The 24,249-nt window shown below is 31.6% G+C and carries 18 protein-coding genes; 10 read left to right on the top strand and 8 right to left on the bottom strand.

Going from position 1 to position 24,249, the window contains the following annotated elements:
• Positions 1 to 13: 13 nt before the first annotated feature.
• A complete protein-coding gene (locus ACZ49Z_RS09405; protein WP_464307913.1) occupies positions 14 to 523 on the top strand; it encodes an OmpH/Skp family outer membrane protein in 510 nt (169 codons plus the stop codon).
• Positions 524 to 599: 76 nt separating this feature from the next.
• Complete coding sequence (gene murI / locus ACZ49Z_RS09400; protein ID WP_464307912.1) at positions 600 to 1,382, top strand: glutamate racemase; 783 nt, start codon at positions 600 to 602, stop codon at positions 1,380 to 1,382.
• Between the two features lie 152 nt (positions 1,383 to 1,534).
• On the opposite strand, the gene ACZ49Z_RS09395 is transcribed toward murI, so the two are convergent.
• The 5 genes from ACZ49Z_RS09395 to ACZ49Z_RS09375 all read right to left on the bottom strand — a co-directional run bounded on the left by ACZ49Z_RS09395 (position 1,535) and on the right by ACZ49Z_RS09375 (position 5,999).
• On the bottom strand, positions 1,535 to 2,356 hold the full coding sequence (locus ACZ49Z_RS09395) for a hypothetical protein (protein WP_464307911.1): 822 nt from the start codon (positions 2,354 to 2,356) through the stop codon (positions 1,535 to 1,537).
• Positions 2,357 to 2,436: 80 nt separating this feature from the next.
• On the bottom strand, positions 2,437 to 2,823 hold the full coding sequence (locus ACZ49Z_RS09390) for a hypothetical protein (RefSeq protein ID WP_464307910.1): 387 nt from the start codon (positions 2,821 to 2,823) through the stop codon (positions 2,437 to 2,439).
• Positions 2,824 to 3,191: 368 nt separating this feature from the next.
• Positions 3,192 to 3,704 (bottom strand): hypothetical protein, encoded by a 513-nt coding sequence (locus ACZ49Z_RS09385; protein ID WP_464307909.1) that lies wholly within the window; start codon positions 3,702 to 3,704, stop codon positions 3,192 to 3,194.
• A 71-nt stretch (positions 3,705 to 3,775) separates the two neighbouring features.
• Positions 3,776 to 4,252 (bottom strand): hypothetical protein, encoded by a 477-nt coding sequence (locus ACZ49Z_RS09380; protein ID WP_464307908.1) that lies wholly within the window; start codon positions 4,250 to 4,252, stop codon positions 3,776 to 3,778.
• A gap of 1 nt (position 4,253) precedes the next feature.
• Positions 4,254 to 5,999, bottom strand: coding sequence for a hypothetical protein (locus ACZ49Z_RS09375; RefSeq protein WP_464307907.1), 1,746 nt, complete (start codon positions 5,997 to 5,999; stop codon positions 4,254 to 4,256).
• 121 nt (positions 6,000 to 6,120) lie between these two features.
• On the opposite strand from ACZ49Z_RS09375, the gene ACZ49Z_RS09370 reads away from it, so the two are divergent.
• Both ACZ49Z_RS09370 and tsaB read left to right on the top strand, forming a co-directional pair.
• Positions 6,121 to 6,483 carry a helix-turn-helix domain-containing protein gene (locus ACZ49Z_RS09370; protein ID WP_464307906.1) on the top strand — a complete coding sequence of 121 codons (363 nt, stop codon included), beginning with the start codon at positions 6,121 to 6,123 and terminating at the stop codon, positions 6,481 to 6,483.
• Positions 6,484 to 7,143 (top strand): tRNA (adenosine(37)-N6)-threonylcarbamoyltransferase complex dimerization subunit type 1 TsaB, encoded by a 660-nt coding sequence (tsaB, locus tag ACZ49Z_RS09365; RefSeq protein WP_464307905.1) that lies wholly within the window; start codon positions 6,484 to 6,486, stop codon positions 7,141 to 7,143. It begins immediately after the preceding gene.
• A gap of 18 nt (positions 7,144 to 7,161) precedes the next feature.
• Here tsaB and ACZ49Z_RS09360 read toward each other — a convergent pair whose 3' ends face one another.
• On the bottom strand, positions 7,162 to 7,980 hold the full coding sequence (locus ACZ49Z_RS09360; RefSeq protein ID WP_464307904.1) for a mechanosensitive ion channel family protein: 819 nt from the start codon (positions 7,978 to 7,980) through the stop codon (positions 7,162 to 7,164).
• Between the two features lie 140 nt (positions 7,981 to 8,120).
• A complete protein-coding gene (locus tag ACZ49Z_RS09355) occupies positions 8,121 to 8,321 on the bottom strand; it encodes a dodecin family protein (RefSeq protein ID WP_464307903.1) in 201 nt (66 codons plus the stop codon).
• Between the two features lie 320 nt (positions 8,322 to 8,641).
• Here ACZ49Z_RS09355 and ACZ49Z_RS09350 point away from each other — a divergent pair, with 320 nt between their 5' ends.
• The 3 genes from ACZ49Z_RS09350 to ACZ49Z_RS09340 all read left to right on the top strand — a co-directional run bounded on the left by ACZ49Z_RS09350 (position 8,642) and on the right by ACZ49Z_RS09340 (position 14,591).
• On the top strand, positions 8,642 to 9,850 hold the full coding sequence (locus tag ACZ49Z_RS09350) for a porin (protein WP_464307902.1): 1,209 nt from the start codon (positions 8,642 to 8,644) through the stop codon (positions 9,848 to 9,850).
• A gap of 80 nt (positions 9,851 to 9,930) precedes the next feature.
• Positions 9,931 to 12,171, top strand: coding sequence for an anion permease (locus ACZ49Z_RS09345; RefSeq protein ID WP_464307901.1), 2,241 nt, complete (start codon positions 9,931 to 9,933; stop codon positions 12,169 to 12,171).
• A gap of 164 nt (positions 12,172 to 12,335) precedes the next feature.
• The gene (locus tag ACZ49Z_RS09340) at positions 12,336 to 14,591 is read left to right on the top strand and encodes an anion permease (RefSeq protein WP_464307900.1); all 2,256 of its coding nucleotides are present in this window, start codon (positions 12,336 to 12,338) and stop codon (positions 14,589 to 14,591) included.
• Between the two features lie 60 nt (positions 14,592 to 14,651).
• Here the strand turns inward: ACZ49Z_RS09340 and ACZ49Z_RS09335 are convergent, their stop codons facing one another.
• Positions 14,652 to 15,551, bottom strand: a complete 900-nt coding sequence (locus ACZ49Z_RS09335) for a NifU family protein (RefSeq protein WP_464307899.1) — start codon at positions 15,549 to 15,551, stop codon at positions 14,652 to 14,654.
• Between the two features lie 101 nt (positions 15,552 to 15,652).
• Between ACZ49Z_RS09335 and ACZ49Z_RS09330 the strand changes: the two genes are divergently transcribed.
• From ACZ49Z_RS09330 to ACZ49Z_RS09320, 3 genes are all read left to right on the top strand, one after another.
• On the top strand, positions 15,653 to 22,465 hold the full coding sequence (locus tag ACZ49Z_RS09330; protein ID WP_464307898.1) for a choice-of-anchor L domain-containing protein: 6,813 nt from the start codon (positions 15,653 to 15,655) through the stop codon (positions 22,463 to 22,465).
• 6 nt (positions 22,466 to 22,471) lie between these two features.
• Positions 22,472 to 23,476, top strand: a complete 1,005-nt coding sequence (locus ACZ49Z_RS09325) for a PorP/SprF family type IX secretion system membrane protein (protein WP_464307897.1) — start codon at positions 22,472 to 22,474, stop codon at positions 23,474 to 23,476.
• 63 nt (positions 23,477 to 23,539) lie between these two features.
• Positions 23,540 to 24,055: a gamma carbonic anhydrase family protein gene (locus ACZ49Z_RS09320; RefSeq protein ID WP_464307896.1), complete on the top strand. Its 516-nt coding sequence runs from the start codon at positions 23,540 to 23,542 to the stop codon at positions 24,053 to 24,055.
• Positions 24,056 to 24,249 lie beyond the last annotated feature (194 nt).

The following is a 24,249-nucleotide window of genomic DNA, read 5'->3' as shown; positions in this document are numbered from 1 at the left end:
TTTAAAATAGAAAATGAAACAATTAAAAACTTTAGCTATTGCATTAGTACTTATAATTTCTACACAAGTATCTGCACAATCAAAAACGGCTCATATTGATGTGAAAGCATTGATGACTACTATGCCTGAAATGAAAACAGCTCAAACACAGTTACAAACTCTTCAAGATACTTATGACAAAGAGTATAAAGGTATGGTTCAAGAATACCAAACTAAATTAGAGAAATATCAAACTGAGGCTGAAAATGGAACTGCTTCTGAAGATATTAACAAAACAAGAGCAGAGGAAATGCAAGCAATGGGTAAACGCATTCAAGATTTTCAACAAAATGCGTCAACTCAATTACAAAAAAAAGAATTAGATTTATTAAAACCTATCATGGAAAAAGCTCAGGCTGCAATTCAAAAAGTTGCTACTGCTAAAGGATATGATTATGTTCTAGATGCAACTGAAGGTAGTGGATTAATCGTAGCAAAGGGACCAGATTTATTAGCTGATGTTAAGAAAGAATTAGGTTTCTAATTAATCTAAAAATAGTTTATAATTAACTGCTCAAATGAATTTAAATTTGAGCAGTTTTTTTTTATTTTTGTTTTCTATGACAAACAATAATCCTATAGGCCTTTTTGACTCCGGAATAGGTGGAACATCTATTTGGAAAGAAATACATTTACTACTCCCTAACGAGGATACCATCTATTTAGCCGATAGTGCTAATGCTCCTTACGGCTTAAAATCTAAAGAAGAAATTATTGCTCTTTCATTTAAAAACACAGAGTTCCTTTTAAATAAAAATTGTAAAATTATTGTTGTAGCATGCAATACTGCTACCACAAACGCTATAAAAGAGTTGAGAGCGAAATATGATGTACCCTTCATTGGTATTGAACCCGCTATTAAACCTGCTGCAAATTTATCGAAAACAGACACTATTGGCATTCTAGCCACTAAAGGAACACTAAACAGTGAGTTATTTCATGAAAAACTCTTAAACTACCCTAATATTACTTTCATTGAACAAATTGGTCATGGCTTAGTGCAACTTATTGAAAATGGAGATATTGATTCTCCTGAGATGAACGAACTCTTAGAAAATTACTTAAACCCAATGATTGAACAAAATATAGATTATCTTGTTCTTGGTTGCAGTCATTATCCTTACCTCATTCCACAAATTAAAAAAATCCTCCCAAATCATATTAAAATTATTGATTCTGGAGAAGCTGTAGCAAAACAAACTTTTAACATCTTAAATCAGTTTAATTTGCTAAATACATCTAACAATACTACAAGTGAACAAGTTTTTTATACGAATACTAATCCTACCGTACTAAAATCTATCTTAGGTCCATTATGGAATGTTACCTACGAAGATTTTTAAATACAGATTCAAAATTCTTTTTTCAATTAAGATTAATTATACTATCGCATCAAACTAAAGAGAAAATTGACTTTCCTGAAAAATATGCAATTAACAATATGTTTGAATTGAAAAACAATGGAGTTACGAAATTTGTTGAAGAAATAGTAATCTTAAAATTCATATTTCCATTCTTTTTTAATTGAGTCAAAAGCAATAGACAAATGTTTAATGTAAGAAACAGGAACATTTGTTTTTTTATGTTTTTTAATTTCCCATCTCTTTATTTTTTTTGCTAGTCTAATAGCTTCTTTTTCAAATTTGCTAAGTGGTTTTCTTAATTTCATATCGAACTGGCTAGCAAGATCAAAGATAGTATCTATTTTAGGGAGATAGTTATTATGCAGTGTAACTGATTCTAATTTTCCTTTTCTATTGATATACAAATACAACCAAACATAAGGTTTTTCGTAATCTTTAACTTTTCCTTTTTTAAATATTTTTTCTATATTAGTTATAACTTTTGTATTATTAAAACAATTTTCATATTGATAAATATAGTTTTCTAAGAGGAAAGAATTACCATTGTTTAGTATTTTTTGTTGGTAGTTGGTTATTTTCAACTTGTTAGTTATTCTTGAATTAGAACACATTCCACTGAAAACTATTTTATTGTTATATTCATAAGCATAGACCAACCATTTCTGACCTTTTAATGCTCTCCAATCACAGGAAGAATAACTACCCGTGTATTTACCTTCAGCAGTTATAGTAAATTCTATATTTTTTGGATTATCTCCATTTTTATAATGCTTAATAATATCAAACACTACATTATAAGTAAGACTATCTTTTGCATACTCCTTAGAAATAATTGTTCCTTCAAATACATATTTAGATTGATAAAACTCAAGAATTGGATTTAAAACATCACAAGAACAAGCTAGGCTTTTAAATGATATAAATAGAATAAATAACAAGGTTGTCTTTTTCATATTGTAATTGCTTAAAAAGACAATTGCCTGATCAGATATGCAACTGTCTTTTATTATAATAAATTTAGTATCTAACTTGATTAAGATTGTTCTCTTTGATATTGTCTAATCTCATTAATAATCACATACCTAAACTTTTTTTCATCGTTTACTATTATAATTATCCTTTTATTTTCTATTTTTTTAAAAAAGTCAATGAAGTTAAAATTAAACTTGTAATCAAATTCGATTAAATCTTTTTTTATTTTTTTATTTTTAATGTATGATTCTTTATAACTTATAAAAACAACACTATCCTTTTGTTGGTTAACAATTGTAAATTTTTCTTTTTCACTATCCATTGACCATCTTTTAATTATGTCTTTACTTTCGTTTATCTTGAAATCTATGTACATATACTCATTCTCCTGTGAGAAAGAAAGATCTAAAACAAAAATAAACAGAATGCTTAATACTATTTTCTTCATAATTTACTGTATTTAAATTATAAAAACTTTTTTTTTGCAAAATAGCCGTTTGATGTTCTTCGCTAGTTAATAAATCTTTTATTTCCAATAAAATTATTTTAAAAACAGGCATCATAAAATCTTAAAAAAAAAACATATTGACTTTGTGGAGCTCATTAGTATCAATGTGACCGTTACAATTTTGATAATAAACATTTATTAATTCTAATCAAATTAGTATAATTTCCACTATTAGGTGGTAAAAAGGTACAATTCCCATTTGTCACATTAGGAAAATTATCCGCTATTTCAAATTTAATATTTAATTTTTCTTGTGTTTCGTGAAAATTCAAAAAAAGACTAGTTAAAAACAACTCGCCTCTTAAAAATTATTCCCCAAAACAGGTAAAACAGTCTATATCAACTTTTTTCACTTTTATGTTTCTTCCTTTCATATCGTCTTTGTCTATTAAATAAATCGTTTTTTTGTAAATCTCAAAAAATGTTGTTTTAAAACCATGTTTGGTAAAAAAATCAATATCCAAAATAATGTTTTTGTTTTTCTTTAAGAAAGATTTTTTCTCTATTCTTTCACCATTTTTAATACCTTTTTCAACGTCGTCTCTATTTTTGTAAGTATTGCTTATAAAAAAAATAGTATTCATATTACTTGGAATAAACCTGTAAGTTATATAATTCTCAAAAAAGACGACTTTTTTTGGATTTATTTGATGCTCTTTACTACTACCCTCTTTACTTTTATCAAAATAAATGTATATAGTATCTACTTTTTTTATACCCTCTAATGATTGACAATAGACTGTATTCTTAAAGAAAACAGCAATACAAAATAACAGCATTACTTTCATACTATTGACAATCTTTTGATGAACTTTTTGCATTATTACTATATTTTTCAACTTAATTGCTTGTATTTATAAAAAACTAATTAAAACAACTAGCCTCTTAAAAATTATTCCCCAACACAGGCATAACAGTCTATATCAACTTGTTTCACTTTTATGTTTCTTCCTTTCATATCGTCTTTATCTATTAAATAAATAGTTTTTTTGTAAATCTCAGAAAATGTTGTTATAAAACCATGTTTGGTAAAAAAATCAATATCCAAAATAATGTTTTTGTTTTTCTTTAAGAAAGATTTTTTCTCTATTCTTTCATCATTTTTAATACCTTTTTCAACGTCGTCTCTATTTTTGTAAGTATTGCTTATAAAAAAAATAGTATTTAATGAACTAGGATTAAACTCATAAATAATTTGATTTTTATAAAACTCTATATGCTTGTTTGCATTAGAGTATTTGATTACATCCTTAGATTTTTTATCAAAATAAATGTATATAGTATCTACTTTTTTTATACCCTCTAATGATTGACAATAGACTGTGTTCTTAAAGAAAACAGCAATACAAAATAACAGTACAACTTTCATACTATTGACAATCTTTTGATGAATTTTTTGCATGATTATAATATTCTAGATATTTTCTTTTCTCAATTGAATTATTTTCTATACCGTTCATGTAGCTTTCTGAATTTTCCAATCCCTGAAAGGAAATGTACTTATAAAAATTCATAAAATCAAAATTTTCTATAAATGCTCCGTTAGTATCTGTTACTCTTGCGTTGTTAAAATCATTTACATCTTGGGCTGATAATAAATCGTTAACAATTTCAGAAAAAATATTTTTAAATACAGGAATCAAATGATCAAACATAAAGACATGATGGCTATCTCCAAGTTGAAGTGGATTGGAAGGTCTAAAAGCATAATACATCATTTCTTCTAAAGTTTCATCAGACAAAAAACTTAAAGATGCTCCAAAAGTAATATTCAGATACCTAATGTTTATATATGCATGAATCAATTCGTGTATTATTGTTTTCGCAATTAAAATATTAGATTTCTCTCCAATACCAATAAGTATATCGCTATCAATTGTAATTGTTTGATAGTATTTATTATCAATCACACTAACTGGACTACATTTCCCATCAAGAAGTTTCCCGTCTTCTGATCTTAAGTCGTATTCTGTTTCAAATTTAATATTCAATTTTTCTTGTGTACCGCCAAATGTATTAACAAATAAGTTAGTAAATGTGGGTGAATTTATTAATTTCTTATAAATACAATCCATTTTTTTCCCTTCAGGTGTTGTTGTGTTAATTGCTGTAAAATCTATAAAAGCAGGCGATTTTTTAGATAATTCAATATCAAATTTTAGACCAGTCTTTAGGTTTTGGTCAATAATTTCCTTTGCAAAATCTCTATCGCCTTGGCTGCATCCGTTTTCTCCCAAATAATTGCTTATTTTCATTACTTGGTCGTTGTTACTCGCAGTGTTCCACCACGCAAGCTGTGCTGGGTTTAGACTGGCTGTAAATGAAGTGGTCGCATCTAACAAACAAGGATCGGAAACATTCAAATTTGGTGTTGCAGAAGAAACTGTTCCCGAACCTGTTTCTCCCGGTGTAGTATTGTTGTCTCCGCCTATTGCTCCATCCCCTCCAGAGGTTCCGCCCATTCCTCCGCAACTTACCATTTCTGTAGTATAGGATCTTACCCAGCCATTCATTCCGCTTCCAGATTTAAACGTTGTGCAATTGTACCAATCGCCTTCACCCAATGTGTGCTCTCTATAGGGACACGTCCAAACCTCTGTCGTTTGCAAGCACATATCGGAAAAAGCAACATAATCGGAGAGGTGAATTTCAAAAAAATCAACCTCTACTTTTGCAGTGTAGTTTGTGTCATTTGTCTCTATAGCTGTTTTCCATAGTTGGTAGTTTGTGGGTTTAAAAACATAAATATAGTAGTTATTCCCAGTTGGGGTTTCCTTCACGACTAAATTCGTTTTTTGATCCACTTCAAACAGGTTTAAACCAAAAGTGTAGTAATGCAAATTATTCTCGAAATCATAAACTTGAGCATTAATACTTGTGGGTACTATTTTTTCAAAATAGTTAATGCCAGTGCTTTTGTTGTTTTTAATGCGGTTTGCATAAATTTGTTTGTCTAGATTCATTCGGTTTTGAACAATAAGAATGTCGTTCAAATTAACTTTACTAAAAGCATTTTTTTGATGCTCATGATCGTGGCTTGCTACTTGTTCTTCTGGTTGGCAACTAAATAGGATTGCCATTGCCAATAGCAATAGTCGTTTTTTAATTTTCTTCATGTTGTGTTGTTGTTTGTGTTTTAAAAATAATGAATTAAAAATAATTCTATTGCAAAAATTTAAAATTATCTTTGTATTTACAATTTGTTTTCTAATAAAACGTACCAATAAACAAATAATCATGGAAGTAGGCATAAAAATTAAGAGATTGAGAGAGCAACATAAATTATCGCAACCGGAATTAGCTCATAGATTAGGCATTGCACAAACTACTTTGAGTAATATTGAAAGCGGACAAACTCAAAAAATAGATTTTGCACTAATGGACAAAGTGTGCCAGGAATTTGATGTGGATTTTGGTTATTTTACAGAAGGAAAACAGGTTAACAAAGTGAAAAAAAATGAAGGAACGATTGCATATAATGTTGGTACTGTGTACAATTTCCCTGAAAATTTAATTGAGCAATTGAAAATCTTGATAGAAGATTCTAAAAATAAAGATGCAAAAATTAAAGAATTAGAAGCCTTGTTAAAGAAAAAATAAATGGCAATATTACTAAATATAGAAACAGCAACAAAAAACTGTTCGGTTTCCATTGCTAAAGAAGGAAAAACAATTTTGTGTAAAGAAATTGCAGAAGAAAACTTTTCCCATGCAGAAAAACTTCATGTTTTCATTGAAGAAATTTTAAATGAAACAAAGTTAACATTTAAAGATTTGAGTGCTGTTGCAGTTAGTCAAGGTCCAGGGTCTTATACTGGTTTAAGAATTGGAGTTTCATCTGCAAAAGGTTTTTGTTATGCTTTAGGTTTACCTTTAATAGCCATTGATACGTTAGAACTTTTGGCTAGAAGAATTTCTATTGAAGAAGGTATAATTCTTCCCATGATTGACGCAAGGAGAATGGAAGTATTTACATCATTTTTTGACAAAGACTATACCAAAACAAGAAAAACCGAAGCAGAGATTATAAATGAAGCGTCCTATTCCGAAATTGACACTAAGATTCACTTGGTGGGAGATGGAATTATGAAGTTTAAAAATGTATTAACAAATGAGAAATTTGTGTTTCATGAAGAAGTGGTTTTTCCATCGGCTAATGAAATGAGTTTTTTATCTTTTGAAAAATACAAAAAAAGCGACTTTGTAGATGTCGCTTATTTTGAACCATATTATTTAAAAGATTTTGTTCTTAACAGGTAAATCTATTTAAAAAAAAATCTATTTCTTTTGGATTTCCACCTGATGTGGATATGGAATTTCAATACCAACTGCATCAAATGCTGTTTTGCAATTTTCTAGCGTTTCACTGTGGACAGCAAAGAAGTTTTCGGCATTTGTCCACGGTCTAACAGCTAAATTAATAGAACTATCTGCCAATTCCCAAACCAAAACACTTGGAGCAGGTTCTTTTAGAACCAAAGGATTGTTGTGCAAAACTTCTAAGATTACATCTTTCACTTGTTTTAAGTCGGAATTATAATCTACACCAATCATTAAATCGACCCTTCTAATACCTTCTTGTGTGTAGTTTTTAATCACACCATTAGACAATGCTCCATTCGGAATGTAAACAGTTTGGTTGTTTCCCGTGAGTAACTTAGTATTGAAAATTTGAATTTCTTTAACTGCTCCAATTTCACCTTGTGCTTCAATTACATCGTCTAGCTTAAAAGGTTTAAAAAGAATAATCAATATTCCTCCAGCAAAATTAGACAACGAACCTTGTAATGCTAAACCAACAGCCAAACCAGCCGCTCCAAGAATAGCAACAAATGAAGACGTTGGTACTCCTAAATTTGATATAACCGTTATAAAGACAAGCGCACGAAATGTCCAGAAAACAAAATTACCTATAAAATTGGAAAGAGTAATATCAACCTCTCTCTTAATTAAGATGCGCTTTAGTGTTTTGGTAGCAATACTTGTGAACCATAGTCCTACGAATAAAATAATTACGGCAGTAATAACCTTTGGTGAATATTCAATAATGATGTTTTTTAAAATGATTGAGTACTCTTGAATTTGTTCCGGTGTCATTGATCTTGTTTTTTTGATAATTAAGGAGGACAAAGGTAAAATTTCTATACATGACTACAAATGCTATTAATGTTAATTGAAACATAAAAAAAGCGTTCAAAATGGAACGCTTAGATAAAACAAATGTATGTTCTTAGAATTTATTCAATTTCAAAAGTAATTTTTAGATTGACTCTAAATTCTGTTACTTCATTGTCTTTCACTGCTGCGCTTTGATCTTGAACATAAACAGAACGTATGTTTTTTAATGTTTTAGAAGCATGAGTCACAGCTTTTTTTGTAGCATCTTCCCAACTTTTTTCTGAGCTTGATAAAACCTCGATAACTTTTAATACTGCCATAATTGTTTGTTTGTTTTTAAAATGTTAAAAAAATAGATACTAAATTTAGTGAAAAAATAGGAATAAAACAAAAATACCTTTTTTGGTTCTTAATATCTATAACAATTTTATAACATCGAGTTTACTTTTAATTAATGCTATATAAAGATATTTGTCTAACATTTAAATGTAATTCATGTAATTTAGTTTTTGTCAATATAAGTTATTGAATTCAACTGCCTTGGCCAGGCAGTTTTTAATCATTTGTTAAATATGTGTTAACATTTAGGTAACACATAGGTTGTTTATTTGCAGCGACAAAAACTAAATACAACAACACAATGATTACTACAAAAAGAGCGATAGTGGCTTCACTATTGTTCACTACTCTTTTATTTTCCCAAGAAGGGACAATAAAAGCATCTAAATTTGGCAAAGGAATATTTAACATTGTAGGTACAGACAGTACTTGGAGCATGAAATTTGCAGCTAGAATGCAATTGTTATCTAATTCTAGCTGGGAAGCATCAAACAATAAATTAATCAATCCAGCCCAAGATTTCTTAGTTAGAAGATCACGATTAAAATTTGACGGTTTTGTTTATTCTACTAAGTTAGAATACAAATTGGAGCTAGGATTATCTAACAGAGATGTTTCTGGAGGGTCTGTATACACAAGTAATACTCCCAGATACATATTAGATGCGGTTGTAATGTGGAATTTTTATGAAAACTTTACATTATGGGTTGGACAGACTAAATTACCAGGAAATATTGAACGAGTTATTTCGTCTGGAAACATGCAGTTAGTAGATCGATCTTTATTGAATAATTATTTTAATATAGATCGAGATATGGGACTACAATTAAGACATCATTTTACTATAGGAAAAAAATTCATTGTAAGAGAAAGATTTGCACTATCACAAGGAGAAGGAAGAAATATTACAACTGGAAACCTTGGAGGCCATCAATATACAACAAGATTAGAGCTGCTACCCTTTGGAGAATTTGAAAAATCTGGTGACTATTTTGGAGCAGATTTAAATAGAGAGAAAAAACCAAAGTTAATGTTTGCTGGCACATATGATTTTAATAATAATGCTGTTAGAACAAGAAGTAATTCTGGAACATACATGGTTAATGATATTGGTTTCCACGAGACAAATATTAAAACCATTTTTGCAGATGCAATGTTTAAATATAAAGGTTTTTCGTTCATGGGAGAATATGCGTTGAGAAATGCCTCAAATCCTATTGCAAAAAATAGCGATGGTACTTTAACTGGTGCAATTGTTAACGAAGGGAGAGCTTATAACCTACAAGCAGGTTACTTACTTAAAAGTAATTATGAAATTGCAGGAAGATATACAAATGTGAAATTTGATAAAGAGATAACTGGTCAAGGTTTTGAAAAACAAACAACATTAGGTATATCTAAATATGTAGTTGGACATAAACTAAAAATACAAACAGATGTCAGTTATCTTTCTAAAGAAATTGGCACAGATGAAGTAATGTGGAGACTACAATTCGATTTACACTTCTAAATAAATACAATTCATAACATTAAATTAACGTTAAATTGTTTGTAAAAAAGCAACTTTGTAGCGTTTTAAAATAAAAAAAAATGGAACAAATTTATGTGATTATGCTTGTGGCGTTAGGAATTTTAGCAGTTATTGATTTAGCTGTTGGAGTTAGTAATGATGCAGTAAATTTTTTAAATTCCGCTATTGGTTCAAAAGCGGTTTCTCTCAAAACAATACTCATTGTTGCCAGTATTGGTATTGCTGTTGGTGCAGTGTTTTCTAGTGGAATGATGGAAGTAGCAAGGAAGGGCATCTTCATGCCTGGAGAGTTTTATTTTAATGAAATCATGATAATTTTCATGGCAGTAATGATTACAGATATCTTATTGCTCGATTTCTTTAATACACTAGGCATGCCTACATCAACAACGGTCTCTGTTGTTTTTGAATTACTTGGCTCTGCTGTTGTTATTTCGGTAATAAAAATAACAAAAAATAGCGATTCATTATCTGTTATTGGTAAATATATAAACACACAAAAAGCAACCGATATTATTATAGGAATTTTATTGTCGGTTGTAATATCCTTCTCGGTTGGGGCAATTGTTCAATATATTTCTCGTTTATTACTCACATTCAATTATGAGAAAAAGTCAAAATGGGTTGGTGCTGTTTTTGGAGGAGTAGCCTTAGCTTTTATTACTTACTTTATTATTATTAAAGGACTTAAAGGAACTGATTTTTATGGCAGCATTAAGCCATATATTAAAGACCGAACTGCTGTTGTACTTTTAATTAGTATGGCTTTTTGGACCTTGTTTTCATTTGTTTACATAGAACTTGTAAAAAGGAATATATACAAATTAATTATCATCGTAGGAACTTTTGCGCTAGCATTAGCATTTGCCGGAAATGATTTGGTTAATTTTATTGGAGTACCAATTGCAGCTTGGCAATCTTATGGAGCTTGGGTAGAATCGGGAGCTCCAGCAAGTGGATTTGCAATGAGTGTTTTGGCAGAAAAGGTAGATACACCTACTCTATTGTTAATAATTGCTGGCGGTGTAATGGTTGTTACACTTTGGATTTCTAAAAAATCAATGAATGTTTTAGAAACAGAACAGAATTTGTCTCGCCAAGGAGAAGGTTCTGAAAAATATTCTTCGAATATTATTTCTAGGGCAATTGTAAGAGGTTCTGTCTTTTTAAGTAATGGATTGAGCCTTGTAATCCCAAAATCAGTACAAGCTTCTATCGATGGAAGGTTTACTGCTATTGAATACAAAGGAAAAAGAAGTGAACAACCCATGTTCGACATGGTAAGAGCCTGTATTAACTTGGTAGTTGCTGCAGTATTAATCTCTATAGCAACATCAATGAAATTACCATTATCAACAACCTATGTAACGTTTATGGTGGCAATGGGAACATCTTTTGCAGATAGGGCTTGGGGCAGAGAAAGTGCAGTATATAGAATTGCAGGTGTTTTAAATGTAATTGGAGGATGGTTTTTTACAGCTATTGCTGCATTTATAGCAGCTGGAATAGTAGCTTATCTACTTTATATTGGAGAGGTTTATGCGTTTTTCGGACTAATGATTTTAGTAGCCGTATTGTTCTATAGAAGCAATCAAGTGCACAAAGCTAAAATGGATGAAAAAGAAGAAATCAAAAAATTAAATAAGGAAGATATTGTTACAATTCATGAAGTAATAAATGAAAGTTCAGATCAGATTGCTAAAATTGTTGGCAAAACAAACAAAATTTATAGTAGCATTATTGCAGGCTTAAGCATTCAAGATTTACCTTCTTTAAAAGACAATAAAAAGACCGTTAAGAAATTAGAAAAACAAGTAGATGAACTAAAAAATAATGTTTACTATTTTATTAAAAATCTAGATGAGACATCTGTAGAAGCAAGTAAATTCTATATTTTAACTTTAGGCTACCTTCAAGATATTGTTCAATCTATTAGTTATATTTCTCAAAACAGTCATTCTCATATTAATAACAATCATAAGCAACTAAAATTTAATCAGATAAGAGATTTAAAAACTATCGAATTAGAAATATTAGAATTATTTAAAGACATTGAAACCGTTTTTAACACAAAAAGTTTTGATGATATTGATAGAGCCTTGTCGGAAAGAAGTAAGGTGTTAGACACAGCTTCAGATTTAATTCAGAAGCAAATTAAAAGAATAAGAACAAATGAAAATAGTCCTAAAAACAGTAAATTATATTTCGGATTATTATTAGAAACGAACGATTTAGTAAAGGCTACAATGAATTTATTAGAACTCTTTAAGGAGTTTAACGAATATGTGAAAAATAAATAAATCATCAAAAGAACATAAATAACTGATTAAAAACGAGTTGCATTTTAAATGTAGCTCGTTTTTTTAGTTAACAATTTTTTAAAATATTTCATAACTTAACATTCGCTTAACATTAAAATGGAACTTTTGTTAAACATTTGCCAGATTTTAATTTAATATAATTTATGGAACAAGTTTATATTATTATGCTCATTGCATTAGCAGTTTTAGCCATAATAGATTTAATGGTTGGCGTGAGTAATGATGCCGTTAATTTTTTGAACTCTGCAATTGGATCCAAGGCAGTTTCTTTTAAAACAATTATGATTGTTGCTAGTATTGGAGTAGCTGTAGGTGCTTTGTATTCAAACGGTATGATGGAAGTGGCTAGAAGTGGAATTTTTACGCCAAGTATGTTTAGTTTTAATGATGTTATCATGATTTTTTTAGCGGTAATGATAACAGATGTTTTGTTGTTAGATGTCTTTAATACTTTTGGATTGCCAACATCTACAACAGTATCTATAATTTTTTCATTATTAGGTGCTTCTGTTTTTATTGCAATTACAAAAATTTATGGAGCAGAAGGAGACTTGAGCACTTTAGGAGGATATATAAATACGAAAAAAGCTTCCGAAATAGTTTATAGCATATTACTTTCTGTTGCCTTGTCATTTGCATTGGGAGCTTTAGTACAATATATTTCTCGTTTAATGTTCACTTTTCATATTGAGAAAAGATATCGTTTTTTTGGTGCAATCTTTGGTGGCTTTGCACTAACTGCAATTTCATTTTTTATTTTAATTAAAGGATTAAAATCGGTTACTTTTATTTCAAGTGATGTAAAAGACTTTATCAAAGGAAATCAACTGTTAATTATTGCATATTGTTTTGTTTTTTGGACAATAGCATCACAAGTAATTATGAGTGTAATTAAATTTAATATTTTTAAATTAATTATTATAGTTGGTACTTTCGGTTTAGCTTTGGCTTTTGCAGGAAATGACTTAGTAAACTTTATTGGTGTACCAATTGCTGCATTTCAGTCTTATGAGATGTACACAGAAGTTGGACAAACTTTAGGTGCAAAAGAATTTATGATGTCTGGACTAGAAGGAGAAAATCTACCAGCACCTTTTATTTTTCTAGCATTAGCTGGAGCTGTAATGGTTTACACACTTTGGACTTCTAAAAAAGCAAGAAACGTAATCGAAACAGAACAAAATCTTTCAAGACAAGGGGAAGGTTCTGAAAAATACAACTCTAACACACTTTCAAGGTATATCGTTAGAGGAGCAATGTATTTAGGTAATGGAATTAATTTTATACTTCCAAAAAGTATCCAAATTAAAATTGATAATCAGTTTATTTTACCTGAATATACTGGTAAAAGAAGTGAACAACCAATGTTTGATATGGTAAGGGCTTCTGTAAATTTAATTGTTGCTGCCGTACTAATCTCTATTGGAACTTCATTAAAACTACCTTTATCAACTACCTATGTAACATTTATGGTGGCGATGGGATCTTCTTTTGCTGATAGAGCTTGGGATAGAGAAAGTGCCGTGTATAGAATTGCTGGTGTATTGAATGTAATTGGAGGATGGTTCTTCACTGCTATTGCTGCATTTCTTGTATCTGGAATTATTGCTTATTTACTATATATCGGAGAAGTTTTTGCGTTTTTTGCCTTTATGATTATCGTTGCTTTATTCTTTTATAAAAGTAATTTAGCACATAAGAAAAAAGTAAAAGAAGCTGAAGTAATTAATGAATTAAAAAGAGAGGACATTGTTACTATTCATGAAGTAATTAACGAAAGTTCTGATCAAATTTCTAAAATTATTGGAAAAACAAATGGAATCTATAGCGAAATAATTTCTGGACTTAGTTTACAAGACTTACCTATTCTGAAAGAAAATAAAAAAGTAGTCAAGAAGTTAGAAAAACAAGTTGATGAGCTTAAAAGTAATGTTTATTATTTCATAAAGAATTTAGACGAGACTTCTGTAGAAGCAAGTAAGTTTTACATCTTAACTTTAGGTTATCTACAAGATATTGTTCAATCTATTAGTTATATTTCTCAAAGTAGTTATTCACACATAAACAATAACCACAAACAGTTAAAATTCAACCAAATTAGAGATCTAAAAACAATTGAACTTGAAATTATAGGATTATTCAAGGATATAGAAAATATTTTCAATACAAAAGATTTTACCAATATCGACAAAGCTTTATCCGAAAGAACTAAAGTTTTAGAAACAACATCAGATTTAATTCAGAAACAAATTACAAGAATTAGAACTGTTGAAAATAGCCCAAAGAATAGTAAATTATATTTTGGATTATTATTAGAAACAAATGATCTTGTAAAAGCAACAATGCAATTGCTAGAATTGTTTAAAGAATTTAGTCTTTATGTTGAAAAAAAGAAATAAAGCAGGGTTAATGACATAAAAAAGGGAGCTTGAAGCTCCCTTTTTTTATACTATAAATTTTTATGCATTTGTTGCTTCAACAATTAAATCATTATCGTGTAACATTTGCCTTAACATGTTCTCAATACCATTCTTCAAAGTAAAAGTAGATGAAGGACAACCACTACAAGCTCCTTGCAAAATAACCTTGACTTTTTTAGAATCAGCATCAAAGGATTCGAACATAATGTTTCCACCATCACTTTGAACTGCGGGTTTTATATATTCTTCAAGTATATTGATTATCTGTTGTGAAGTAGCATCTAATTTATCAAAATAATCATCTTGTTGTTTAGTGTGCACTTCTGTTTTCGTAATTAATGATTCGTCAATAACTACATTCCCATTTTCAATATACTCCTTAATAAATGTACGTAATTCTAAAGTAATTTCATTCCAATCTGCAATCTCATATTTAGTAATAGAAATGTAGTTTTCATCGAAAAAGATTTCTTTTACATAAGGAAATTTAAAAATTTCTTTTGCTAAAGGAGATGCTGCCGTATCATCTATATTTTTACACTCCAATAACGTTTTAGTTAACAACTTGTTGCAAACAAATTTTTGAACAGCTGGATTCGGAGTAGTTTCTGCATAAATAGAAATTGGAATTTTTTTAGTAGCTGTTTCATCTTCAATTAAAATTACACCTCCGCTCTTAATAAAATCTTCAATTTGTTGAGCTACTTCTTCTTGCACATCTTCCCATTCAACTATAGAAAATTTCTCAATAGCTATAAAATTGGCAGAGATGTAAACTGTTTTCACAAAAGGAAGATAGAATAATTTTGTTGCAAGAGGAGAGTTTTTTGTCTCATCTATATTTTTATATTCAAAATTCTTACCTTTTGTGATGTGATTCTGTAGTTCAAACTTCAAGATTGAACTATTATTTGTGCTTTTTATCGATATTTCTGACATTATAACGTGCTTTTTGCAAAGATACGAACAAATTATTTTTGATTATTTATATTTGTTTTAAACAAGCCTATAATTAACAAAAAAATAACTAAGATGTTAAAATGAAAAAACTTTACTATTTATTTTTAATATTATTTTCAGTATTAGGATTTTCTCAGTCAATTACTGTTAATACAACAACATATACTGTCCCTAATTTGGTACAAGATGTACTAATAGACTCTCCTTGTGCATTGGTTTCTAATTTTTCATCTTCTCCTACTTGCGGAATTGGTTATTTTCAATACTCAGGAACAAATTTTGATTTTTCTTCTGGTATGATTCTTCGAAATGGTACTGCAACTAGTACTGCAGGAGAGTTTACAGGAACTGCTAATGAGACGACTATTTGCTCAAATTCTGGTGATGCAGATTTGTTAGCAATTAGTAATGCAAGTGGACAAACAGGAACTATTAATGATGTAACTTACGTACAATTTGATTTTACACCTCTTACAGATAATTTTAGTTTTAACTTTGTTTTTGCATCTAATGAATATGGTCAGTTTCAATGTGATTTTGCTGATGTTTTTGCTTTTATCTTAACGGATTTAACAACAAATACTTCTACAAATTTAGCCGTTATTCCTGGAACCACAACCCCAGTATCAGTAATTAGCATAAGAGATGCCGCAAATAATAATACTTGTGCGTCACAGAATGTCGCTTTTTTTGATACTTTTTATCAAAATCCAACACCTCCTGCGACTACTATACCCAATAGTGTTATGAATATGAGAGGGTTCACTGTTCCAATGACCGCATCTGCAACAGTGATTCCTAATAGAACATATAGAATAAAATTGGCTATTGGAGATTATATTGACACAAGCTACGACTCGGCTGTATTTATTGAAGCTGGTAGTTTTAATGTAGGAACAGCAGATTTATCATATCCTGTTGGTGTAGGTATAGAAACCGCAGACATGACTATTGCAAATGGTTTGGCTTTATGCCCAGGAGACACAAAACTTTTAGACACTGGATTAAGTTCAACAGATTATAATTTTGTTTGGACCTTAGATACTGGTTCAGGACCAACCGTACTAGCAGGTGAAACCGCTCCTACTCTTCTAGTCTCTCAAGCTGGAACATATTGTGTTGAAGCAAGTAATGTTTCTGGAGCAAGTTGTGTTCAGACCGACTGTATTGTTGTTGAATATTTTCCTGGTTTTTCGGTTAATAATCCCGCAAATGATTTAGAAAGTTGTGATGAGAATTTTAATCTTAATGATAATATACCTGAAATTTTAGGCGGATTAGATCCTAATCTTTACGAAGTGTTTTTCTTTGCCTCTGCGGCAGATGCAGCAGCCGGTTTCCCTCAAATTTCAAATGTGTTTGTAGATTCTACACCTCCAACAACAATATATGTTAGAGTTGAGAGTTTTCTATTTAACTGTCCTGAGTTTTCACAATTTGATTTAGTAACAGTACCATGTAATTTAGTCATAGTCCAACCATCAGACATGGTTGTTTGTGATGATGCTAGTAATGATGGATTTGAGGTTTTCGATTTGACAAGTCAGGATGCGACTGTTTTAGGCACGAATGATCCTGCGTTTTATACTGTAACCTATTATACTAGTCAAGCAGGGGCGGATGATTTTACGGTTACCACTACAGATGCAGCAACACCTTATAATGCATTCAACGGAACCAATCAGGTGATTTATGTTAGGGTTCAAGAGATTGCAGATCCAACAGTTTATAATACAACTAGTTTTAATTTGGTAGTTACACCTACCCCTGTTTTAACGAGTTTAACCACAAACAGTCCAATTTGTTCTGGAGCAGATGCTATTTTTACCTTAGTTGGAACTGCAAATGCTACAGTTACTTATAGTTTAGATGCTGGAGCAACAACAGCAGATGTTGTTTTGGATGCTTCTGGAAACGGAATTGTTACAGTATCAGGAGCAACAATAGACCAAACAATAAATGTAACACAAATTGCAGTAGGAAGCTGTGTGACAGTATTAACCAATACGGCTACTATTACGGTAAATCCATTGCCTGCTTTAACAAGTTTAACTACTAACAGTCCAATTTGTTCTGGAGAAGACGCTGTTTTCACATTAGTAGGAACACCAAATACAACGGTTAGTTATACAATTACAGGAGTAGCTGGAACGCAAACAGTTCCGCTAGACGCATCAGGAAATGGAACAATTACAGTGACAGCTGCTACAGTTGATCAAACGGTTACTTTGTCTTTAATAGAAAACCCAGCAACAAGCTGTTCGTCTGTGTTGACTACTACAGAAACGATTACGGTAAATCCATTACCTGCTTTAACAAGTTTAACCACAAACAGTCCAATTTGTTCGGGAGAAGATGCTATTTTCACCTTAGTTGGAACTGCAAATGCTACGGTTACTTATAGTTTAGATGCTGGAGCAACAACAGCAGATGTTGTTTTGGATGCATCAGGAAACGGAGTTGTTACAATATCTGGAGCAACAATAGATCAAACAATAAATGTAACGCAAATTGCAACGGGAAGCTGTGTAACGGCATTAACAAATACGGCTACCATTACGGTGAATCCATTACCTGCTTTAACGAGTTTAACTACTAACAGTCCAATCTGTGCTGGAGAAGATGCAATTTTTACATTAATAGGAACACCAAATACAACGGTTAGTTATACGATTACAGGAGTAGCTGGAACCCAAACAGTTCCGCTAGACGCATCAGGAAATGGAACAATTACAGTGACAGCTGCTACAGTTGATCAAACAGTTACTTTGTCTTTAATAGAAAACCCAGCAACAAGCTGTTCGGTTGTGTTGACTAATACCGAAACCATTACCGTTAATCCATTACCAACAATAACAAGTTTAACGACCAATAATCCGATTTGTGTTGGAGAAGATGCAATTTTTACGTTAGTAGGAACACCAAACACAACGGTTAGTTATACGATTACAGGAGTAGCTGGAACGCAAACAGTTCCGCTAGACGCATCAGGAAATGGAACAATTACAGTGACAGCTGCTACAGTAGATCAAACAGTTACTTTGTCTTTAATAGAAAACCCAGCAACAAGCTGTTCGTCTGCATTGACAAATACAGCAACCATTACCGTAAATCCACTACCTGTTTTAACGAGTTTAACTACAAATAGCCCGATTTGTGCTGGAGAAGACGCTATTTTCACACTAGTAGGAACTGCAAATGCTACAGTTACTTATAGTTTAGATGCTGGAGCAACAACAGTAGATGTTGTTTTAGATGCATCAGGAAACGGAGTTGTTACAGTTGCAGGAGCTACAGTAGATCAAACGATAAATTTAACACAAATTGCATCAGGAAACTGTGTGACAGTATTGACCAACACAGCAACTATCACGGTAAATCCACTACCAACGGTAACAAGTTTAACAACCAATAGTCCAATTTGTGTTGGAGAAGATGCTATTTTTACATTGGTAGGAACACCAAATACTATTGTTAGTTATACTATCACAGGAGTTGGAACAACACAAACGGTTTCTTTAGACGCATTAGGAAACGGAGCAATAACAGTGATGGCTGCTACAGCCGATCAAACGGTTACTTTGTCTTTAATAGAAAATCCAACAACTACATGTTCATCAGTAGTTACTAATACGGAAACAATTATTGTAAACCCATTACCAACAATCACAAGCATCACAACTAATAGTCCAATTTGTGCAGGAGAGGATGCTGTTTTTACCTTGGTAGGAACACCAAATACAACGGTTAGTTATACCATTACAGGAGTTGTGGCAACGCAAACAGTTGCGTTAGACGCATCAGGAAATGGAACAATAACAGTTACGGCTGCTACAGTTGATCAAACGGTTACTTTATCTTTAATAGAAAACCCAACAACAACTTGTTCATCAGTTGTGACTAATACTGCTACAATTATTGTAAATCCATTGCCTGTATTGACAAGTGTAACTGGAAATGGACCAATTTGTGCTGGAGAAGATGCTATTTTTACATTAGTAGGAACACCTAACACGACAGTTAATTGTACAGTAAATGGTAGTGCAGAAGTGATTGCTTTAGATGCCTCAGGAAATGGTTCTTTTACAATTGCAGGAGCAACTTCGAATCAAACAATTGTTTTAACATCAATAGTAAATCCAGCAACAACCTGTTCTGTTGTGTTGACTAACACAGAAACAATAATAGTGAATCCATTACCAGAAATAACAAGTTTAACTACAAATAGTCCAATTTGTGAAGGAGAAGATGCTATCTTCACATTGGTAGGAACACCAAATGCAACGGTTAGTTATACTATCACAGGAGTTGGAGCAACACAAACGGTTCTTTTAGATGCATCAGGAAATGGAACAATTACAGCAGCAACTGTAACAGTAGATCAAACAGTTACTTTATCATTTATAGAAAATACAACTACGAATTGTGTTTCTTCTTTATCTAATACAGCAACAATTGTTGTAAACGCTATTCCAGATGTAACAAGTGTAACAGGAAACGGACCAATTTGTTCTGGAGAGGATGCTATTTTTACAATAGTCGGAACACCAAATGCTACGGTTACTTATAGTTTAGATGGAGGAACAACATCATTGCCAATTGTTTTAAATGCTTCTGGAAATGGTGTAATAACTGTTGCAGCAGCAACAACAAGTCAAACAATTAATTTGATAGATATTTTCATAGGAAGTTGTTTAAGGAATGTGAATAATTCAGCAACGGTAATTGTTAATCCGTTGCCAAATGTTACAAGTGTTACTAATAATGGTCCAATATGTTCTGCTACAAGTGCTGTGTTTACCATTACAGGAACCCCAGGAGCACAAGTGAGTTATACAGGAGTTACAGGTTTACCTGCGAGCCCAGTAACATTAAATGCTTCAGGAACAGCAACAGTAACGGTAGTGAATGCAATGACAAATCAAACGATTAATTTAGTATTGGTAACAAACCCTATAACAGGTTGTAATCGTCCTATAGCCTTGTCATCGACAGTGATTATTTCTCCAGCAACAACATTAACCTTAACATCAGATATTGCAACAGAGAACCAAACGATTTGTGAGAATTTCTCATTAAATTCTATTACGTATCAAGTATTTGGAACTGCAACCAATGTAACAGTAACAGGATTGCCAGCAGGAGTAACCAGTACTTATAATACAGTAACAAGAGTTGCGACAATAAGTGGTACGCCAACAGTTCCAGGTGTTTATCCTTATACAATAACAACAACAGGAGGTTGTGCTCCACAGGCTACAGATTCAGGTATTATAACAGTAACGATAGCTCCAACAGTAACGATTGTGAATAATACACCAACAATTTGTGATGGGGAAGCAATAGATGTTACAATAACATCAGATGTTCCAGGAGCAACGATTTATTGGACAGCTTCAGCTCAAGGAATAAATGAAATTATTTCAGGCAATGGAGTTGGGCCAATTGTTTTAAACCAAGTATTAACTTTACAAACAGGACAACTCTTACCAGTTGATTTAGTAGTTACAACTTATGGTGTTGCAGATTGTATTGGTCAAACGCAAACATTTACAGTTCGAATAAACCCAATTCCATCGGTTGATTTTAGAGTTGACGATGATTCTATATGTTCAGGAGAAACTACACAAATTAGTTTGTTTTCAGATGACTATCCAGGAGCAAGTTTTAGTTGGACCTCAGAAGTTGTTTCAGGAGGAACAGTTTCTGGATTAAGTAATGGTTCAGGAACTATGATTACAGATACCTTAACGACAGCCAATTTAACAGCCTCAACAGTGGTGTATCATGTGACACCAACAATGGGTATTTGTGCAGGAACAGTTGTAGATATTACCATTACAGTAAACCCAGTACCTGTTGATGATTTAACGTTCTCAGGTGCTATTAATGCAATTTGTAGTGGCGAAATGCCAAATGTAACGGTTGCATCAGGAAATACAAATGTAGTTTACGAATGGAGTGTTCAATTAAATGGTGTAGCAGTAACAGGAGGAATAACTAGTGGTGTTACCACCAATAATATTCATTTAATAGACCATGTGTTAACTACTACAGGATTGGTTGCAGGAACAGCAGTATATACCTTTACGCCAAAATTAGGAGATTGTCTAGGAGTGCCAAGACAATACACACAGATTGTGAACCCATTACCACAACCAGTATTACTCGATGGTTCTATTTGTGTTGAATTGTCAACAGATTTAGTGTTTCAAAGTCATCATTTAGATTCAGGTATTCCTAATACGGCAAACTATGATTTTAACTGGTATTTTAACGGAGCACCAATTCCAACAGCAACACAGAGCACTTATGATGCTACAGAAGCAGGAACATATTATGTAGAGGTTCAAAACATCACTACAGGATGCACGAATACATCAAATACAATAACAGTAAGTGAAATCAATAATGCAACAGATTTTACTTATACAGTTACAAATGCTTTTACAGATGATGCAACAATAACGGTAACTGTTATAGATGGTAACGGAAGTTTTATGTATCAATTAGATGATAGAGACCTGCAAGATTCTAATGTATTTACAGGAGTAAGCGCAGGAGAACATATTGTTACCGTGGTAGATCAAAAAGGGTGTACCTATCTAGAAAAGACAATTTTAGTAATCGATTATCCTAAGTTTTTCACACCAAATGGTGACGGATTTAATGATTATTGGAATATTATCGGATTGGGTGACAAACCTAACACAAAAATTTATATCTTTGACCGATACGGTAAATTGATTAAACAAATCAGTTCGCAAAGTCAAGGTTGGGATGGTACCTTTAACGGGGAACAATTACCTTCTACAGATTACTGGTTTACAGTTGAGTATGAAGAAAACCAACAAAATAAAGTATTTAAAGCACATTTTTCATTAAAACGATAACCTACAATGGATTTCAAAAAAAGTTATTTAATTTTAGTATTGTTTCTAACACAATTATCATTTTCGCAAGAAGGCGTTGCGGTATATTCGGATTATTTATCTGATAATTATTACTTAATTCACCCGTCAATGGCTGGAGCAGCTAATTGTGGTAAAATACGTTTAACAGGTCGTCAACAATGGTTCGGCCAGCAAGATGCACCTGCATTGCAAACCTTAAGTTTTAACACTTCAATAGACGAAGACGGCAAATCTGGTGTTGGTGCAATCGTTTTTAATGATAAAAATGGATATCATTCACAAAGAGGAGCAAAACTAACCTATGCACATCATTTGCGTTTTTCAAGAGGAACTACAGATTTAAATCAGTTATCTTTTGGTTTAAGTGCAGCTTTTGTACAAAGTCAACTAGATGAGACAGAATTTCAAAATCAAGCGTTTGATCCATTCATTGTTGGAGGAATTTATCAAAAAGACGCCTATTTTAATGTAGATTTAGGAATGTCTTATCATTATTTAGATTTCTTTACGCATGTAACAGTTAAAAATTTCTTAGCAAATAGAAGAGAAATATATTCAGAAGGTATAGAATCTGACAATTTAAGAAAGTTTTTATGGAGTGCAGGGGCTGTATTTGGAAATGAAGACAGATTGTTATGGGAGCCTTCTTTTATGTTCCAATATACAGAAGAAACTACAGAAAAAGCAATCGATTTAAACTTAAAAGTTTATAAAGGGATGGAATTCGGTAAAATCTGGGGAGGCTTGTCTTACAGAAGAAGTTTTGATGGAGCAGAATACTTAAATGGAAGCCAAGTTGGCGTTCAAAAATTACAATATGTCACGCCAATTTTAGGAGTAAATTACAAACAGTTTATGTTTGCTTATACTTATTCACATATTATAGGTGACATTAAGTTTGATAACGGAGGATTTCACCAACTAACTTTAGGGATGGATATATTCTGTAAAGCTAAAGAATGGAACTGTAATTGTCCTGCAGTTAATTAAAAGACAGAAAAAATAATACATTTTTGTCCCGATTCATTCGGGACATTTTTATATATACAAGTTATGATAATAAAAGAAGTAAGGGGGAAATATCCTCAAATCCCTGAAGACTGCTATATAGCAGAAAACGCAACAATAGTTGGAGATGTTGTTTTGGGTGAAAAATGTAGTGTTTGGTTTAACGCTGTTATAAGAGGCGATGTAAACGAAATTAAAATTGGAAACAAAGTAAACATTCAAGATGGTGCAGTAATTCATTGCACCTATCAAAAACACCCTACATTAATTGGAAATAATGTTTCAATCGGACATAATGCTATTGTTCATGGTTGTGAAATTAAAGATAATGTTTTAATAGGAATGGGAGCAATTGTAATGGATAATTGTATAATTGAGAGCAATTCAATTATTGGAGCAGGATCTGTAGTAACACAAAATACAGTAGTAGAATCTGGAACTATTTATGCTGGGATTCCAGCTAAAAAAGTTAAAGACCTGAACAAAAGTGATTTTGCAGGTGAAATTGAGCGTATCTCCAATAATTATGTAATGTATTCAAATTGGTTTAAAGAAGAATAGAAGCGTAAACTGATAACGTTTTAAAAAACCATTACTTCATCAAATCAGAAGCATCAGTACACATTCACAATTAACTAAATATTTGGAATTATTTAACTGTGATTATGAATGTGTCTAAAAATAGTTAGTAAAACAGCCGCTAACTATCATAAAACATGATGTTATCGAATTCGTTTCAATAAACTTTTTATCTA

This window comes from Flavobacterium sp. KY-23415 (genome assembly GCF_055384985.1).
Note: the sequence above shows the minus strand (reverse complement) of the source record. Positions and strands in the feature narration are given on the sequence as shown.

Bases quoted from the DNA above. Each gene is read 5' to 3' on its own strand.
- ACZ49Z_RS09405 (WP_464307913.1), top strand. From the start codon at position 14: ATGAAACAATTAAAAACTTTAGCTATTGCATTAGTACTTATAATTTCT.
- murI (WP_464307912.1), top strand. From the start codon at position 600: ATGACAAACAATAATCCTATAGGCCTTTTTGACTCCGGAATAGGTGGA.
- ACZ49Z_RS09395 (WP_464307911.1), bottom strand. From the start codon at position 2,356: ATGAAAAAGACAACCTTGTTATTTATTCTATTTATATCATTTAAAAGC.
- ACZ49Z_RS09390 (WP_464307910.1), bottom strand. From the start codon at position 2,823: ATGAAGAAAATAGTATTAAGCATTCTGTTTATTTTTGTTTTAGATCTT.
- ACZ49Z_RS09385 (WP_464307909.1), bottom strand. From the start codon at position 3,704: ATGCAAAAAGTTCATCAAAAGATTGTCAATAGTATGAAAGTAATGCTG.
- ACZ49Z_RS09380 (WP_464307908.1), bottom strand. From the start codon at position 4,252: ATGAAAGTTGTACTGTTATTTTGTATTGCTGTTTTCTTTAAGAACACA.
- ACZ49Z_RS09375 (WP_464307907.1), bottom strand. From the start codon at position 5,999: ATGAAGAAAATTAAAAAACGACTATTGCTATTGGCAATGGCAATCCTA.
- ACZ49Z_RS09370 (WP_464307906.1), top strand. From the start codon at position 6,121: ATGGAAGTAGGCATAAAAATTAAGAGATTGAGAGAGCAACATAAATTA.
- tsaB (WP_464307905.1), top strand. From the start codon at position 6,484: ATGGCAATATTACTAAATATAGAAACAGCAACAAAAAACTGTTCGGTT.
- ACZ49Z_RS09360 (WP_464307904.1), bottom strand. From the start codon at position 7,980: ATGACACCGGAACAAATTCAAGAGTACTCAATCATTTTAAAAAACATC.
- ACZ49Z_RS09355 (WP_464307903.1), bottom strand. From the start codon at position 8,321: ATGGCAGTATTAAAAGTTATCGAGGTTTTATCAAGCTCAGAAAAAAGT.
- ACZ49Z_RS09350 (WP_464307902.1), top strand. From the start codon at position 8,642: ATGATTACTACAAAAAGAGCGATAGTGGCTTCACTATTGTTCACTACT.
- ACZ49Z_RS09345 (WP_464307901.1), top strand. From the start codon at position 9,931: ATGGAACAAATTTATGTGATTATGCTTGTGGCGTTAGGAATTTTAGCA.
- ACZ49Z_RS09340 (WP_464307900.1), top strand. From the start codon at position 12,336: ATGGAACAAGTTTATATTATTATGCTCATTGCATTAGCAGTTTTAGCC.
- ACZ49Z_RS09335 (WP_464307899.1), bottom strand. From the start codon at position 15,551: ATGTCAGAAATATCGATAAAAAGCACAAATAATAGTTCAATCTTGAAG.
- ACZ49Z_RS09330 (WP_464307898.1), top strand. From the start codon at position 15,653: ATGAAAAAACTTTACTATTTATTTTTAATATTATTTTCAGTATTAGGA.
- ACZ49Z_RS09325 (WP_464307897.1), top strand. From the start codon at position 22,472: ATGGATTTCAAAAAAAGTTATTTAATTTTAGTATTGTTTCTAACACAA.
- ACZ49Z_RS09320 (WP_464307896.1), top strand. From the start codon at position 23,540: ATGATAATAAAAGAAGTAAGGGGGAAATATCCTCAAATCCCTGAAGAC.